Origin of the sequence: Embleya sp. NPDC050493 (assembly GCF_044458105.1) — a bacterium.
Taxonomy (GTDB): Bacteria; Actinomycetota; Actinomycetes; order Streptomycetales; family Streptomycetaceae; genus Embleya.
In genome coordinates this window covers 202,332-218,315 of sequence record NZ_JBITHP010000011.1, presented here as the reverse complement: position 1 = coordinate 218,315, position 15,984 = coordinate 202,332, and the positions used below count along the sequence as shown (strand labels likewise).

Genomic DNA, 15,984 nt, shown 5'->3' with positions numbered 1-15,984 from the left:
CGTGTTCGGTCGTCGCCGACGCAGCGAAAAGGATGATCTGCCCGTCGAGGAGCACGAAGACCTCGACGGCATCATCGAGGACGAGGGCGATGCCGACGAGGCGTCGAGCGACGGGGCCGCGACGGGCTCCGACGACTCGGACCTCGACGAGCTGAGCCGACCGATCCCGCCCGCGCCCCGGCCGGACGGTCCGTGGGACTTCGACGAGCTCGAGGACCCGCACGAGGACCGCATCGACCTCGGCGGGATGCTCATCCCGAGCGACCCCCGGATGGAGTTGCGGGTCGAGGTCTCCAACGACCTGATCATCGCCGCCACCGTGGTGCTCGAGGACAGCGGTCTGCAACTGCAGGCGTTCGCCGCCCCGCGCAACGAGAGCATCTGGCACGAGGTGCGCGCCGAGATCGCCTCCGGGATCACCCAGCAGGGTGGCATCGTGGACGAGCAGGACGCCGGCCTCGGCTGGGAACTGCGGGCCCAGGTTCCGGTGCAGCTTCCGGACGGCACGCAGGGCCACCAGCTGGTGCGCTTCGTCGGCTGCGACGGGCCGCGCTGGTTCCTGCGCGGAGTGATCTCCGGTCGAGCCGCGGTGGACCCCACCGTGGGCGCCGACCTGGAGACCATGTTCCGCGACACCGTCGTGGTGCGCGGCAACGAGCCGATGGCGCCGCGCGACCCGATCCTGCTGCGCCTGCCGGAGAACGCCCAGGTCGACCCGAACAGCGGGCTCGCGGTGCCGCCGCAGGGCGCCGAGGAGGACCGCTTCGCGGGCGACCTGGACCCGTTCCAGCGCGGCCCGGAGATCACCGAGGTCCGGTAACAGCGAAGTACCCCGGAACACCGAAGCCCGGTTTCGCCGAAAGGCGGGACCGGGCTTCGTGCGTGTCCGCACCGCATTTCGCGGGGGCGTGGGAGGCGGGCGGCACCGGCCCGTGCGCGGGTCCGATTCCGGGGTGCTTCGAATCTTGATGTCAAGGGCGCATCAAGAAGGCATATGGGTGCGTTAGGGCGCCGCCAACGCTTTCGGTTTTGCCCGGTTTATGGGGATTTTTGACAGCTTGGAAGTGCTATCAATGTCCTCGCTACGGGCGATCAAGCGCCTGTCCGTCCCAAGGAGCATCCGCGATGGCTGATCTGGCCTTCGTATTCCTGACGATCGCGTTCTTCGCGCTGGTCGTCTTGATCGCCAAGGGGGTGGCGAAGCTGTGAACGCAGACGGCATCGTCGGCCTGAGCGTTGCCATCGCCCTGCTCGGCTACCTGGTCCTGGCCCTGATCTTCCCCGAGAGGTTCTAGGTGAGCGTCACGCTCGCGGGGATACTTCAGCTGTCCCTGCTGATAGCCGTCCTGGCCGCGGTCCATCGCCCGTTCGGCGACTACATGGCCCGCGTGTACGCCGGTGACAAGCACATGCGCGGTGAGCGCGTCCTGTACAAGCTGATCGGCGCCGATCCGAACGCCGAGCAGCGCTGGACCGTCTACCTGCGCAGCGTGCTCGGGTTCTCGATGTTCTCGGTGCTGGGCCTGTACGCCCTGCAGCGGTTCCAGGACCACCTCCCGTTCGATCTCGGGATGAAGCCGATCACGCCGGACCAGGCGTTCAACACCGCCGCGTCGTTCACGGCGAATACGAACTGGCAGTCGTACTCCGGCGAGACCGCGATGGGCCACACGGTTCAGATGGTCGGTCTGACCGTGCAGAATTTCGTGTCGGCCGCGGTGGGCATGGCGGTGGCGATCGCGCTGGTGCGCGGGTTCGTCCGGGTCCGCTCGGGCGAGATCGGCAACTTCTGGGTGGACCTGATCCGCGGTTCGGTGCGCATCCTGCTGCCGATCGCGATCATCGGCACGATCGTGCTGGTCGCCTCCGGCACGATCCAGAACCTGGCCGACCCGCAGACCGTGCGGACGCTCTCGGGCGGCTCGCAGACCATCCCCGGTGGTCCGGTGGCCTCGCAGGAGGTGATCAAGGAGCTCGGTACCAACGGCGGCGGCTTCTTCAACGCCAACTCGGCGCACCCGTTCGAGAACCCCAACGCGTTCACGAACCTGTTCGAGATCTTCCTGATCCTGGTGATCCCGTTCTCGATGCCGCGCACCTTCGGCCGCCTGGTCGGCAACCTCAAGCAGGGCTACGCGATCCTCGCCGCGATGTTCGTGATCTGGTTCGTCGCCGTCCTGCTGATGTGGTGGACCGAGGCGCACGGCAACGGCACGGCCCCGGAACTGGCGGGCGGCGCGATGGAGGGCAAGGAGCAGCGGTTCGGTATCCCCGGCTCGTCCGTCTTCGCGGTCTCCACCACGATGACCTCCACCGGCGCGGTCAACTCGTTCCACTCGTCCTTCACCGGACTGGGCGGCGGCATCACCCTGCTGGGCATGATGCTCGGCGAGATCACGCCGGGCGGGGTCGGCTCGGGCCTGTACGGGATCCTGATCATGGCGATCCTGGCGGTGTTCGTGGCCGGTCTGATGGTCGGTCGCACGCCCGAGTACCTGGGCAAGAAGATCGGCGCCGGCGAGATGAAGCTGGTCGCGATGTACATCCTGGTGGTGCCCGCGACCATCCTGACCTTCACCGGTATCGCCATCGCGCTGCCCGGTGAACAGGCCGCGATCCTCAACTCCGATTCGCCGCACGGCATCTCCGAAGTGCTCTACGCGTTCACCTCGGGCGCCAACAACAACGGCAGCGCGTTCGCCGGGCTCGGTGCGAACACCGAGTTCTACAACACGATGATCGGGTTGGCCATGCTGATCGGCCGATTCGTGCCGATCTGCCTCGTGCTCGCCCTCGCCGGTCGACTGGCCGAGCAAAAGAGCATCCCCGACACCGCGGGCACCCTGCAGACGCACAAGCCCCTGTTCGTGGGTCAACTCGTCGGCGTGATCCTGATCATCACCGGCCTGACCTTCTTCCCCGCCCTGGCTCTCGGGCCGCTTGCCGAGGGATTGGCATGACAGACACCGCGATACGCCCCACCGAAGAACACGTCGAGTCATCCACCGGCCCCGGCCGGGTCTCGGCCGGCCTGTTCGAACCCCGTCAGCTGCTCAAGTCGCTGCCCGGAGCCCTGCTCAAGCTCGACCCCCGCGTCATGGTCCGCACCCCGGTCATGTTCGTGGTCGAGATCGGGTCGGTCATCACGACCGTCATGGCGATCAAGGACCCGAGCGTGTTCGCCTGGGTGGTCACCGTCTGGCTCTGGCTGACCGTGGTGTTCGCCAACCTGGCCGAGGCCGTCGCCGAAGGGCGCGGCAAGGCGCAGGCGGACACGCTGCGCAAGGCCAAGACCGACACGGTCGCCCGGCGCATGGTCGGCGGCAGGGAAGAGCGGGTCGCGGCCACCGAGCTGGCCATCGGCGACCTCGTGGTGTGCGAAGCCGGCGACATCATCCCCGGTGACGGCGACGTCGTCGACGGCGTGGCCAGCGTGGACGAGTCGGCGATCACCGGCGAGTCCGCGCCGGTGATCCGCGAGTCGGGCGGCGACCGGTCGGCGGTGACCGGCGGTACGAAGGTGTTGTCCGACCGGATCGTCGTCAAGATCACCACCGAGCCCGGCAAGACCTTCATCGACCGGATGATCGCCCTGGTCGAAGGCGCCGCCCGGCAGAAGACGCCGAACGAGATCGCGCTCAACATCCTGCTCGCGTCGCTGACCATCGTCTTCCTGTTCGCGGTCGTCACGCTGCAGCCGATCGCGATGTACGCACACGCCGAGCAGTCGATGATCATCCTGGTCGCGCTGCTGGTCTGCCTGATCCCCACCACGATCGGGGCGCTGTTGTCGGCGATCGGCATCGCCGGCATGGACCGACTGGTGCAGCGCAACGTGCTGGCCATGTCGGGGCGCGCGGTCGAGGCGGCGGGCGACGTGTCGACTCTGCTGCTGGACAAGACGGGCACGATCACCCTGGGCAACCGGCAGGCGAGCGAGTTCGTCCCGGTGGACGGGGTGAGCGAGGCCGAGCTGGCCGACGCCGCGCAGTTGTCCTCGCTCGCGGACGAGACGCCCGAGGGCCGCTCGATCGTGGTGCTGGCCAAGGAACGGTACGGGCTGCGCGAGCGGACCCAGGGCGAACTCACGCACGCCGAGTGGATCGCGTTCACCGCGCAGACCCGGATGTCGGGCGTGGACCTGAGTGACGACAAGGGCGCGCGGATGGTGCGCAAGGGCGCCGCCTCCGCGATCAACGCGTGGGTGTGCGAGCGCGGCGGCGCCGTCCCGGCCCGGTCCGGCGAACTGGTCGACGGCATCTCCGCCGCCGGTGGTACGCCGCTGCTGGTCGCGGTCGAGGACGTGGACGGCGCCCGGATCCTGGGCGTGATCCACCTCAAGGACGTGGTCAAGGAGGGCATGCGGGAGCGGTTCGACGAGCTGCGCCGGATGGGCATCCGCACGGTGATGATCACCGGTGACAACCCGCTGACCGCCAAGGCGATCGCGGACGAGGCCGGCGTCGACGACTTCCTCGCCGAGGCCACCCCCGAGGACAAGCTCGCGCTGATCAAGCGCGAGCAGGCGGGCGGCAAGCTGGTCGCGATGACCGGCGACGGCACCAACGACGCACCCGCACTGGCCCAGGCCGACGTGGGCGTGGCGATGAACACCGGCACCTCGGCGGCCAAAGAGGCCGGGAACATGGTCGACCTCGACTCCGACCCGACCAAGCTGATCGAGATCGTCGAGATCGGCAAGCAGCTCCTGATCACCCGCGGCGCGCTCACCACGTTCTCGATCGCCAACGACGTCGCGAAGTACTTCGCGATCATCCCGGCGATGTTCGCGAGCATCAAGGGCGCCGAGGCACTCGCCCCGCTGGACAAGCTCAACATCATGCACCTGGCCACCCCCGAGTCGGCGATCATCTCGGCGGTCATCTTCAACGCCCTGATCATCGTCGCGCTGATCCCGCTGGCCCTGCGCGGCGTGCGGTACCGGCCGATGTCGGCCGACAAGCTGCTCGGTCGCAACCTGCGGATCTACGGTCTCGGCGGCCTGATCGCCCCGTTCGTCGGGATCAAGCTCATCGACCTGCTCGTCTCGCTCATCCCCGGAATCGGCTGATTCAGATGGCAACCAACTTCGGTACCCGTATCCGTGTCCTGGGCGCGGCCCTGAGGGCCTTCCTCGTGCTCACCGTGCTCCTGGGCATCCTCTACCCGCTGTCCATGACCGGGGTTGCGCAGGCGTTCTTCAAGGACAACGCCGACGGCTCGATGGTCAGCGTCGACGGCAAGGACGTCGGCTCCAGCCTGGTCGGCCAGTCCTTCGACCTGGTCGACGCGCAGGGCAACCCGCGCAAGTTCGACGCCGACGGCCGCGAGGTGATCGCCACGGCGGACGGTGAGGGCTACACCTACCTCCAAGGAGGCGGCGCGCTCACCGCCGAGCAGGCCGCAGGCGTCGGCACGCAGCCGGACCCCAAGTGGTTCCAACCGCGTCCGTCGGCCGCCGACTACGACGGCCTCGCCTCGGGGGCGTCCAACTACGGCCCCGAGAACCCGGACTTCGTCAAGCTCATCGGCGACCGCAAGGCGCAGGTCGCCAAGTTCAACGGAGTGGGCGAGGACCGGGTCCCGGTGGACGCGGTCACCGCGAGCGGATCCGGCCTGGACCCGCACATCTCCAAGGCCTACGCACTGCTCCAGGTGGAGCGGGTGGCCAAGGAGCGCGGCGGTCTGAACGTGGCCGAGGTGCGCGCGCTGGTGGACAAGCACGTGGACGCTCCCAACGCCGGGTTCCTCGGCCAGGAGCGCGTGAACGTGCTGAAACTCAACATCGCGCTCGCCAAGCTCGCCGGCTGACCCCGGCGGTCGTGGTGGGCACGGGGCGGGGAGTGCCGGTGTCGGTACTCCCCGGCCCGAGGCAGAGAATGGGTGACATGGCACGCGGCAAGCTCCGGATCTATCTCGGTGCGGCGCCCGGCGTCGGCAAGACCTACGCGATGTTGGGCGAGGGGCAACGTCGGCGCAGGCGCGGCAGCGACGTCGTGGTCGGTTTCGTGGAGTGCCACGGCCGCCCCACCACCGAGGAAGCACTTGAAGGTCTGGAGGTCGTCCCCCGGCGGGACATGATCCACCGAGGCGGCTCGTTCACCGAGATGGACGTGGACGCCGTGCTCGCCCGGCGGCCCAGAATCGCCCTCGTGGACGAACTCGCGCACACCAATGTGCCCGGTTCGCGCAACGAGAAGCGCTGGCAGGACATCGAGGAACTCCTCGATGCCGGGATCGACGTGATCTCGACGGTGAACGTGCAACACCTCGAATCGCTCAACGACGTGGTCGAGTCGATCACCGGCGTTCCACAGCGCGAGACCGTGCCCGACGAGGTGGCCCGCCGGGCCGACCAGATCGAACTGGTCGACATGGCCCCGGAGGCGCTGCGCCGGCGGATGGCGCACGGCAACGTGTACGCGCCGGAAAAGGTCGACGCGGCCCTGTCCAACTACTTCCGGGTCGGCAACCTGACCGCACTGCGCGAACTCGCGCTGCTGTGGACCGCGGACCGGGTGGACGAATACCTCCAGCAGTACCGCAGCGAGCACCGGATCGACGCCACCTGGCCGGCCCGGGAGCGGATCGTGGTCGGGCTCACCGGCGGCCCGGAGGGGGAAACGCTCCTGCGTCGAGCCGCTCGGATAGCGACTCGCGGCTCCGGCGGCGAACTGCTCGCGGTCTACGTCTCGCGCAGCGACGGCCTCACCGGCGCCTCCCCGGAGTCGCTGGCCAGGCAGCGCGCGCTGGTCGAGTCGCTCGGCGGCACCTTCCACTCGGTGGTCGGCGAGAACGTGCCCACCGCGCTGCTGTCCTTCGCGCGCGGGGTGAACGCGACGCAGATAGTGCTCGGCAGCAGCCGGCGCAAGCCCTGGCAGTACCTGTTCGGCCCGGGTGTGGGCGCCACCGTCGCCGCGCAGTCCGGCGACATCGACACGCACATCGTCACCCACGAGCACGCGGGCGTGGGACGGGTGCTGCGCCCGACACGCTCCCCGCTCGGGCGCGGCCGGCGGATCGCGTCGTGGGCGGTGACCGTGATCGGCCCGGTCGCGCTCACCTACACGCTGGACGCGACCCGCGACAGCCACGGCCTGTCCACCGAGATGTTGTTGTTCCTGACGGTCACCGTCGCGGTCGCGCTGCTCGGCGGGTTGTGGGCGTCGGTGCTCACCGCCGTGGTGTCCTCGTTCCTGCTGAACTACTACTTCACCCCGCCGCTGCACAACCTGACCATCGACGACCCGGAGAACATGCTCGCGCTGGGCATCTTCGTGCTGGTCGCGCTGTCGGTGGCTTCGGTGGTGGACCTGGCGGCCAGACGTACGCATCAGGCCGCGCGAAGTCAGGCCGAGGCGCAGACGCTGAGCTTCCTGGCGGGCAGTGTGCTGCGCGGCGAGCAGGCGCTGCCGGCGCTGCTCGACCGGGTGCGCGAGACGTTCGGGATGGAGTCGGTGGCGCTGCTCCAGCGCGAGGAGCACCACAGCCCGTGGTTGTGCGTGGGCAGCGTGGGGCCGCATCCGGCGGTTCGGCCCGAGGACGCCGACGTGGACGTGCCGGTGTCCGACTCGTTGGCACTGGCGTTGTCGGGGCGGGTGCTGCCCGCCGAGGACCGCCGGGTGCTCGGGGCGTTCGCCGCGCAGGCCGCGGTGGTGCTGGAGCGCCGGCAGTTGCTGGCCGAGGCGTCCCAGGCGCGCCGGCTCAAGGAGGGCAACCGGATCAGGACCGCGCTGCTGGCCGCGGTCTCGCACGACCTGCGCACGCCGCTGGCCACGATCAAGGCGAGCGTGTCCAGCCTGCGGGCGGAGGACGTGAGTTGGTCGGAGGAGGACGAGGCCGAGTTGTTGGCGGCGATCGAGTTCGGCGCGGACCGGCTGGACACGCTGATCGGGAACCTGCTGGACATGAGCCGGTTGCAGACCGGGACGGTGACCCCGCTGATGGGCGACATCGGCCTGGACGAGGTGGTGCCGGGTGCGTTGGCCGGCGTCGCCGAGGACCGGGTGGCGCTGGACATCCCCGAGACGCTGCCCGCGGTGTGCGCGGACGCGGGTTTGCTGGAGCGGGTGCTCGCCAACGTGATCGAGAACGCGGTCAAGCACAACCCGCCGGGCCGCCGGGTGCACGTGTCGGCGGGCGCGCTGAGGGATCGGGTCGAGCTGCGGGTGGCCGACCGCGGGCCCGGCGTGCCGGACGAGTCCAAGGAGCGGATCTTCGAGCCGTTCCAGCGCTTGGGCGACGCCCCGAAGGGCAATGGGGTGGGACTTGGGCTGGCGGTCGCGCGCGGCTTCGCCGAAGCCATGGACGGCTCGCTGACGGCCGAGGACACCCCCGGCGGAGGACTGACGATGGTGCTGGCGTTGCGGACGGCCGGGCTCGCGGGCACGGGCGAAGCCGAGGGGCGAACCCCCGCGGGCGAGGAGCGGACCACTTGGGAGGAACAGCGATGACACGGGTCCTGGTCGTCGACGACGAGCCACAGATCGTGCGGGCCCTGGCCATCAACCTCAAGGCCCGAGGCTATGACGTGGACACCGCGGGGGACGGCACCGCCGCGCTGACCGCCGCCGCCGATCGGCATCCGGACGTGGTGCTGCTCGACCTGGGTCTGCCGGACATCGACGGGGTCGAGGTGATCAAGGGACTGCGCGGCTGGACCAGGATCCCGATCATCGTGTTGTCCGCGCGGCACGCGTCGGCGGAGAAGGTCGCGGCGCTGGACGCGGGCGCGGACGACTACGTGACCAAGCCGTTCGGGATGGACGAGTTGCTCGCCCGGCTGCGGGCGGCGGTGCGGCGCGCGGTGCCCGAGGAGGAGGCGCCGGTCGTGGTCACCGAGTCGTTCACGGTGGATCTCGCGGCCAAACGGGTCTCCCGGGACGGCGCCGACGTGCGGCTCACCCCGACCGAGTGGCACCTGTTGGAGGTGCTGGTGCGGCACGCCGGTCGGCTGGTCAGCCAGCGCGCGCTGTTGCAGGAGGTGTGGGGACCGCAGTACGGGACGGAGACGAACTACCTGCGCGTCTACATGGCCCAGTTGCGTCGCAAGCTGGAGCACGACCCCTCGCACCCTCGGCATCTGCTGACCGAGCCGGGGATGGGTTATCGCTTCGAGGGATAGTGCGCGGCCCCGCCCGGTCCGGCGACGGCCCGCCCGACCGGGCGCTTTCGGGCAGCGGAGGGCCCTCGGATAGGCGGTACCCTTGCCGGCATGAGTGGTAGCGCAGCCGGGGTGGAGCGTCGGTCCGGGCGATTGCGGCGGATGCTGGATCGGTGGACGTCCACGCATGAGGAATTGCACGCCGAGGAGCTGCTGCACGACACCCAGCGGCTCGGCTGCACCAAGATCGTGGACGTGGTCGAGCGCGACCTGATCACGGTCGGGGGCACGCTGCGGACGGTGACCTTCCGGCCGCGGGCGGGGGTGCCCGCGCTCGAGGCCGAGCTGTACGACGGATCGGCCGCGCTGTCGGTGGTCTGGCTCGGTCGACGGCGGATAGCCGGGATCGAGCCGGGGCGGCAATTGGTCGCCCACGGGCGGGTGAGCACCACTGCGGGCCGCCCCGTCCTGTTCAACCCCAGGTACGAGCTGCGCCCCGTCGGCCGAGAGTGAACGAGTGACCGCCCACATGGAAAAACCCGCGTCCGATGCGGCCGGCGAGCAGCCGGCCCCCACCGACAGCGCGGCCTCGATGATCGCCGCCTTCGGCGGTGTGCGCGGCATGATCGACATGACCGTGCCGGGGCTGGTCTTCGTGATCGCCTTCACGATCAGCCACTCCACCTGGACCTCGGCGATGACCGCCGGCGGCGTCGCGCTGGCGTTCGCCATCGTGCGGATCGCGCGCCGGGAGACCCTGCAACACGCGCTCGGCGGCTTCCTGGGCGTCGCGCTGGCCGGCTGGATCGCGGTCAAGTCCGGCAAGGCCGAGAACTTCTACGCGTTCGGGATGTTCCTCTCCGGCGGGTACGCGCTCGCCTACCTGATCTCGATCCTGGTGCGCTGGCCGATCATCGGTGTCGTGCTCGGCCCGGCGCTGGGCGAGAACTTCACGTGGCGACAGAACCCCGCCCGGTACGCGGCGTACCGCAAGGCCACCTGGGTCTGGTTCGTCATGTTCGTGTTGCGGATCGTGATCCAGATCCCGATCTACTGGACCGGCAACGTCACCGCTCTGGGCATCGCGAAAGTCGCCCTGGGCGTGCCGCCGTTCCTGGTGGTCTGCTACATCACCTGGCTGATCATGTCCAAGGCGCCGCCGCCGGTGAAGGCGGACGACGAGGACGACGAGGATGCCACGGCCGGCTCGGCGGAGGGCGAGGGTGCGCCGGTGGTCGAGCCGCGGGACGAGCGACGGGAAGACCGCGTCGCGGATTGAGTGACGGGCCGGCTCGACGCGGGGCCGGGACGGCTTCGGCGGGATCGGGCCGGCAGTGGTGGCGATCGATGCGGGCGGGCCGGGCGGTGCGTGCCCCGGCTCGCCTTGGGGTGATCCGCCGGCCGCGTGGTTCGCGTCGTCGGGCGATGGCAGACGATTTTTGCCGTACCGTCCCCGGCGGTTGCGGGGTTTCGAGACGATCAGCCGAGTGACCACCAAGTGATCATCCGGGTGACTCGCCACAGTCGATTCCGGAGAATTTGGGCCATGTGCGGTCCAATCGGCTATTCCCGCATGATCCCGTAACCGTGCGATTAGCGTCCCCGTTAGACCTCCAGTGGACGAAGGAGGCGGGGACGGTGGCCGGAAACGGTGACCTCATCGCATTGGTAGCGGAAGCCGGTCTCTCCCGGCGTGAACTGGCCCGTTGGGTCAACGCGGTCGCCGAGCGACGCGGGCTGCACCTCGGGTGCAGTCACACCTCGGTGGCCCGTTGGCTGGAAGGTGCGCAGCCGCGCTGGCCGATTCCGGAGCTGTTGGCCGAGGCTCTCGGCCGGCGCCTGGGAAGCGAACTCACGGTCGCGGACCTGGGGCTGCACGACCGGCGGCCACCGAACCCCGACCCCTTCGACGGGCTGAAAGTCGCCCGGACCGCGGCCGAAGTCAGACACGCCGTGGCCGAATTGTCGGAGAGAGACATGAACCGCCGTACCTTCCTGGCCAACACGGCCTTCGGCGTGGGGGCGTTCGCCGCTCCCGCGCTGTTCTGGTCGACCGCGTCCCGGGCCGAGGGTGAGCCCGAGAAGCTCGCCTCGCGCGGCCCCACCACCGTGCGCGACGCGGACGTCCTACGCATCCACCAGACCGTCCTGGCCTTTCGCCGGCTCGACCGGGCACAGGGCGGCGGGGATCTGCGGGACACCGTCGTCAACCACCTCAACGGCGTCGCCCGCACCAAGCTGGCCGGCTCCTACGGGGAGGAGGTGGGGCGCCGACTGTTCCGCGCGGTCGCCGAACTCACCGAACTGGCGGGCTGGTTGTCCTTCGATTCCGGCCGGCACGCGCTCGCCCAGCGCTACCACATCCAGGCGCTGCGGCTGGCCCAGGCGGCCGACGACCCGGCGTACGGGGCGTACGTGATGGCCAACATGGCCTGCCAGTCGGTGTACCTGGGGCACGGCTGGGAGGCGGTGCAACTGGCCCGGGCCGCCGAACAGGGCGCCGGCGCCAGGCTGGGCCCGCGGGCGCGGGCGATCGTGGCCGCGATGGAGGCGCGCGGGCATGCGGCGCTGGGCGATCGACGCGCGTGCGAACGGGCGATGGGAATCGCCGAACGGCACCTGGACGCAGCCGGAACGATCGAGGACGAGCCGTCCTGGTGCAACTACTTCGACGAATCCGAGCTGCAACACGAGTTCGCGCACAGCCATCGCGACCTCGGCCTGCCGGACAAGATCCACGACTTCGCGGGCGAGTCGATCAAACTGCGCCGGGCCGGCGCGTCCCGCCGGTGTGCGCAGGACACCACCTTCATGGCCGCGGCCCACCTGGCCCAGGGCGACCTGGACGCGGCCTGCGGCAAGGCCACCGAGGCGCTGCGGATCGCGGGCAACCTCTCGTCCGCCCAGTGCGACGACTTCCTCGCGGACTTCCGCAGGCGGCTGCGCCCCTACGACAAGGAGCCGATCGCGCGCGCATTCAACGAGGAGGCGGACCAGGTCATGGGTGACCTGGCCGCCGCCTGAGCGTTCGCTCCACCGGAGCCGCCGGTCGACCCGACGCCGGCTCTCGCGGTCGCGTCGTCGTCTCGTGCGGTCCCGTCGTCTCTTCCGGTCCCGTCGTCGATCGGGCCTTCGGCCCCGTCGTCGGTCAGGCCGACAGCAGCTCTTCCAGTTCCTCTTCGCGATGCGGCGCCGCGACGAACAGCAGTTCGTCGCCGGCCTCGAGCGAGTCGTCCTTGCCGGGAACCAGCACCCGGCCCTCGCGGATGATCGTCACGAGCGCCGTGTCCTCGGGCCACGCCACGTCACCGACGCGCGTGCCGACGAGGGCGGCGTCGCCCGGGAGGGTCAACTCGACCAGGTTGGCGTCGCCCTGGCTGAACCGCATCAGGCGGACCAGGTCGCCGACGCTGACCGCCTCCTCCACCAGTGCCGACATCAGTCGCGGCGTGGACACCGCGACGTCCACGCCCCACGCCTCGTTGAACAGCCACTCGTTCTTCGGGTTGTTCACCCGGGCGACCACACGCGGCACCCCGTACTCGGTCTTGGCCAGCAGCGAGACGACCAGGTTGACCTTGTCGTCACCGGTGGCCGCGATCACCACGTTGCAGCGCTGCAGCGCGGCCTCGTCGAGCGAGGAGATCTCACACGCGTCGGCGAGCAGCCACTCGGCCTGCGGCACGCTGTCCACCTTGATGGCGTCCGGTGCCTTGTCGACGAGCAGGACCTCGTGGCCGTTCTCCAACAACTCGGCCGCGATGGAGCGACCCACCGCACCCGCGCCCGCGATTGCGACCCGCATCAGCTCTCCTCCGGCGCTTTTTCGAAGGCCGCCTCGACGGCGGCCACATCCGCCTGGTGCATGACCACATGCACGAGGTCGCCCTCCTGGATCACGGTCTCGGAGGTGGGCAGGATGCCTTCGCCCAAACGGGTGATGAAGGCGACGCGGGCGCCGGATGCCTGTTCGAGCCGGGTGACCCGGTGGCCCACCCACGCCGAGTTCACGTGTACCTCGGCCAGCTGCACGCTCCCGGACGGGTCGCGCCACAGCGGCTCCGCGCCACTGGGCAGCAGCCGGCGCAACATCTGGTCCGCGGTCCAGCGCACGGTGGCCACCGTCGGGATGCCCAGGCGTTCGTAGACCTCGGCCCGCCGCGGGTCGTAGATCCGCGCGGCGACGTTCTCCACGCCGAAGGTCTCACGGGCCACCCGCGCCGCGATGATGTTGGAGTTGTCGCCGCTGCTGACCGCCGCGAATGCGCCGGCCTCTTCTATGCCGGCCTCGCGCAGGGTGTCCTGGTCGAAGCCGATGCCCTTGATCCGGCGGCCGGAGAAGTGCGACCCCAACCGGCGGAACGCGGACGGATCGCGGTCGATGACCGCCACCGAATGCCCCAGTTCCTCGAGCGTCTGGGCCAGCGTGGAACCCACGCGCCCGCAGCCCATGATGACGATGTGCACGGCCGTCCTTCCGGATTTGGTCCGTTGTGCCCGGTCTGATGCTCGTTTGTGGTGTTACCAGGGTGGCAGACCTCGCCGAGACGTTACACGTGGGCGCCATACGGCATGCCCCCGACCCGGGGAAAGTCGTTGGGCTTACGATCACCTGCGTGTCAAGACTGACCGATCTGTCCAAACGCATCCTTGTCGGCCGAGCCCTGCGCAGCGACAAGCTGTCCGAGACGCTCCTGCCGAAGCGCATCGCGCTGCCCATTTTCGCCTCCGACGCACTGTCCTCCGTCGCGTACGCGCCGGACGAGATCCTGCTCACCCTTTCCATGGCGGGAATGGCGACCTACCACTTCTCGTGGAAGGTCGGTCTGGCCGTCGTCGTGGTCATGCTGACCGTCGTGGCCTCCTACCGCCAGAACGTGCACGCCTACCCCAGCGGCGGCGGTGACTACGAGGTCGCGAGCGTCAACCTTGGGCCCAACGCCGGTTTGACGGTCGGTAGCGCGCTGCTGGTCGACTACGTGCTGACCGTGGCGGTGTCGGTCTCCTCGGGGGTGGCCAACATGGCCTCCGCGGTGCCCGCGCTGCAATCGCACAAGGTGCTGTTGGCCGTCGGCCTGGTGCTGTTGTTGATGGCGATGAACCTGCGCGGTGTCCGCGAGTCGGGCAAGCTCTTCGCGGTTCCCACCTACGCGTTCATGGCGGCCATCCTGGGGATGACGCTGTTCGGTCTGATCCGCGGCGCCGCCGGCGCGAACATGGAGGCCGAGAGCGCCGGATTCCACATCGAGGCCGAGGACAGCTTCAGCGGTTTCGCGCTCGTGTTCCTGCTGCTGCGCACCTTCTCCTCCGGTTGTGCGGCGCTCACCGGTGTCGAGGCGATCAGCAACGGCGTCCCGGCGTTTCGCAAGCCCAAGAGCAAGAACGCCGCCTCCACGCTGCTGCTGATGGGCACCATCTCGGTGACCATGCTGATGGGCATGCTGGCGCTGGCCAACATGACGAAGGTGCGATTCGCGGAGAACCCGGCCAGTCAGATCCAGGGAGCACCCGCCGACTACGAACAAAAGACCGTGGTGGCGCAGGTCGCCGACGCGGTCTTCGGCGGTACGTTCGCGTCGCCGCTGTTCTACCTGGTGCTCGCGGTCACCGGCCTGATCCTGATCCTGGCCGCCAACACCGCGTTCAACGGCTTCCCGGTGCTCGGCTCGATCCTGGCCCAGGACCGCTACCTGCCCCGGCAACTGCACACGCGCGGCGACCGGCTCGCGTTCAGCAACGGCATCATCATGCTGGCCGCGTTCGCGATCGTGCTGATCATCGCGTTCGACGCCGAACCCACCAAGCTGATCCAGCTCTACGTCGTCGGCGTCTTCGTGTCCTTCACGATGAGCCAGGCGGGCATGATCCGGCACTGGACCCGGCACCTGAAGACCGAGACCGACCCGGCCGCCCGCGGCCGGATGATGCGCAGCCGGGTGATCAACGCGTTCGGCCTGTTCATGACCGGCACGGTGCTCGTGATCGTGCTGGTGACCAAGTTCGCCCAGGGCGCCTGGATCGCGATAGCGGCGATGGCCGTGCTGTTCCTGCTGATGAAGCAGATCCGCCGGCACTACGACCGGGTCGCCGCCGAGCTGGCCGCGGTCGAGATCGACGACACCAAGCTGCCCTCGCGCGTGCACGCGATCGTGCTGGTGTCCAAGCTGCACAAGCCGTCCCTGCGGGCACTGGCGTACGCGCGGTACTCGCGGCCCAACGTGGTCGAGGCGGTCACCGTCAACGTCGACCCGGCCGAGACCGAGGCGCTGCGCCGGGAGTGGGACGAGCGCGGCATAGAGGTGCCGCTCAAGGTGCTCGATTCGCCGTACCGCGAGATCACCCGACCGGTGATCGAGTACGTGAAGTCGGTGCGCCGGTCCAGCCCGCGCGACGTGGTGAACGTGTACATCCCCGAGTACGTGGTCGGGCGCTGGTACGAGCAGATCCTGCACAACCAGAGTGCGCTGCGGCTCAAGGGTCGGCTGTTGTTCACGCCGGGTGTCATGGTCACCTCGGTGCCGTGGCAGCTGGAGTCGTCCGAGCGGCTCAAGGAGCCCAAGGCGTGGATCGCGCCCGGGTCGGTGCGCCGCGGGCCGGCGCGGACGCCGCGGGGTGGGGACGGCAAGCGGGGGGCGGGGGAGCGGCCGGAGAGTCGGCCGGAGAATCGATCGGGTGGGCAGTCGTGAGCGTGCGGGTGCGTTGAGCGGCTGGTGCCATCCGGTGGGCGGGCGGTATCGGTTGATCGGCGGTGCGCGGCAGTGCGCGGCGGCGGGTGTGTGGACGGCGTGTCACGACGGTGGGCGCGGCTTCTTCGGGTAGGGACTACCCTGGATGCGCGCCCACCTCCGTGAGGCGCTTTCTTTGTGTCGCCGTGTCGTCCC

General features: G+C 69.5%; 13 protein-coding genes. 11 read left to right on the top strand and 2 right to left on the bottom strand.

Annotated elements, in window-relative coordinates:
- The first annotated feature begins 1 nt into the window (after nt 1).
- From ACIBM5_RS22705 to ACIBM5_RS22660, 10 genes are all read left to right on the top strand, one after another.
- Nucleotides 2–820 (top strand): DUF3710 domain-containing protein, encoded by an 819-nt coding sequence (locus ACIBM5_RS22705; protein WP_391581697.1) that lies wholly within the window; start codon nt 2–4, stop codon nt 818–820.
- A 385-nt stretch (nt 821–1,205) separates the two neighbouring features.
- Nucleotides 1,206–1,295, top strand: a complete 90-nt coding sequence (gene kdpF, locus ACIBM5_RS22700; RefSeq protein WP_391581698.1) for a K(+)-transporting ATPase subunit F — start codon at nt 1,206–1,208, stop codon at nt 1,293–1,295.
- Complete coding sequence (kdpA, locus tag ACIBM5_RS22695; protein WP_396008495.1) at nt 1,296–2,960, top strand: potassium-transporting ATPase subunit KdpA; 1,665 nt, start codon at nt 1,296–1,298, stop codon at nt 2,958–2,960. It abuts the gene before it with no gap.
- On the top strand, nt 2,957–5,071 hold the full coding sequence (gene kdpB, locus ACIBM5_RS22690) for a potassium-transporting ATPase subunit KdpB (protein ID WP_396008494.1): 2,115 nt from the start codon (nt 2,957–2,959) through the stop codon (nt 5,069–5,071). The genes kdpA and kdpB overlap by 4 nt, the downstream gene beginning before the upstream one ends.
- A 5-nt stretch (nt 5,072–5,076) precedes the next feature.
- Nucleotides 5,077–5,811: a potassium-transporting ATPase subunit C gene (locus tag ACIBM5_RS22685; RefSeq protein WP_396008493.1), complete on the top strand. Its 735-nt coding sequence runs from the start codon at nt 5,077–5,079 to the stop codon at nt 5,809–5,811.
- 77 nt (nt 5,812–5,888) lie between these two features.
- Complete coding sequence (locus ACIBM5_RS22680; RefSeq protein WP_396008492.1) at nt 5,889–8,453, top strand: ATP-binding protein; 2,565 nt, start codon at nt 5,889–5,891, stop codon at nt 8,451–8,453.
- Nucleotides 8,450–9,124, top strand: coding sequence for a response regulator (locus tag ACIBM5_RS22675; RefSeq protein WP_360312939.1), 675 nt, complete (start codon nt 8,450–8,452; stop codon nt 9,122–9,124). Before ACIBM5_RS22680 ends, ACIBM5_RS22675 begins: the two co-directional genes overlap by 4 nt.
- Before the next feature lie 90 nt (nt 9,125–9,214).
- On the top strand, nt 9,215–9,616 hold the full coding sequence (locus tag ACIBM5_RS22670; protein ID WP_360312941.1) for an OB-fold nucleic acid binding domain-containing protein: 402 nt from the start codon (nt 9,215–9,217) through the stop codon (nt 9,614–9,616).
- Between the two features lie 4 nt (nt 9,617–9,620).
- The gene (locus ACIBM5_RS22665) at nt 9,621–10,382 is read left to right on the top strand and encodes a DUF3159 domain-containing protein (RefSeq protein WP_396008491.1); all 762 of its coding nucleotides are present in this window, start codon (nt 9,621–9,623) and stop codon (nt 10,380–10,382) included.
- Nucleotides 10,383–10,741: 359 nt separating this feature from the next.
- A complete protein-coding gene (locus tag ACIBM5_RS22660) occupies nt 10,742–12,127 on the top strand; it encodes a hypothetical protein (RefSeq protein WP_396008490.1) in 1,386 nt (461 codons plus the stop codon).
- 124 nt (nt 12,128–12,251) lie between these two features.
- Here ACIBM5_RS22660 and ACIBM5_RS22655 read toward each other — a convergent pair whose 3' ends face one another.
- Both ACIBM5_RS22655 and ACIBM5_RS22650 read right to left on the bottom strand, forming a co-directional pair.
- A complete protein-coding gene (locus ACIBM5_RS22655; protein ID WP_078974936.1) occupies nt 12,252–12,908 on the bottom strand; it encodes a TrkA family potassium uptake protein in 657 nt (218 codons plus the stop codon).
- Complete coding sequence (locus ACIBM5_RS22650; RefSeq protein ID WP_396008489.1) at nt 12,908–13,570, bottom strand: NAD-binding protein; 663 nt, start codon at nt 13,568–13,570, stop codon at nt 12,908–12,910. The genes ACIBM5_RS22655 and ACIBM5_RS22650 overlap by 1 nt, the downstream gene beginning before the upstream one ends.
- Nucleotides 13,571–13,719: 149 nt before the next feature.
- Between ACIBM5_RS22650 and ACIBM5_RS22645 the strand changes: the two genes are divergently transcribed.
- Nucleotides 13,720–15,789, top strand: coding sequence for an APC family permease (locus tag ACIBM5_RS22645; RefSeq protein WP_391581705.1), 2,070 nt, complete (start codon nt 13,720–13,722; stop codon nt 15,787–15,789).
- The last annotated feature ends 195 nt before the right edge of the window (nt 15,790–15,984 follow it).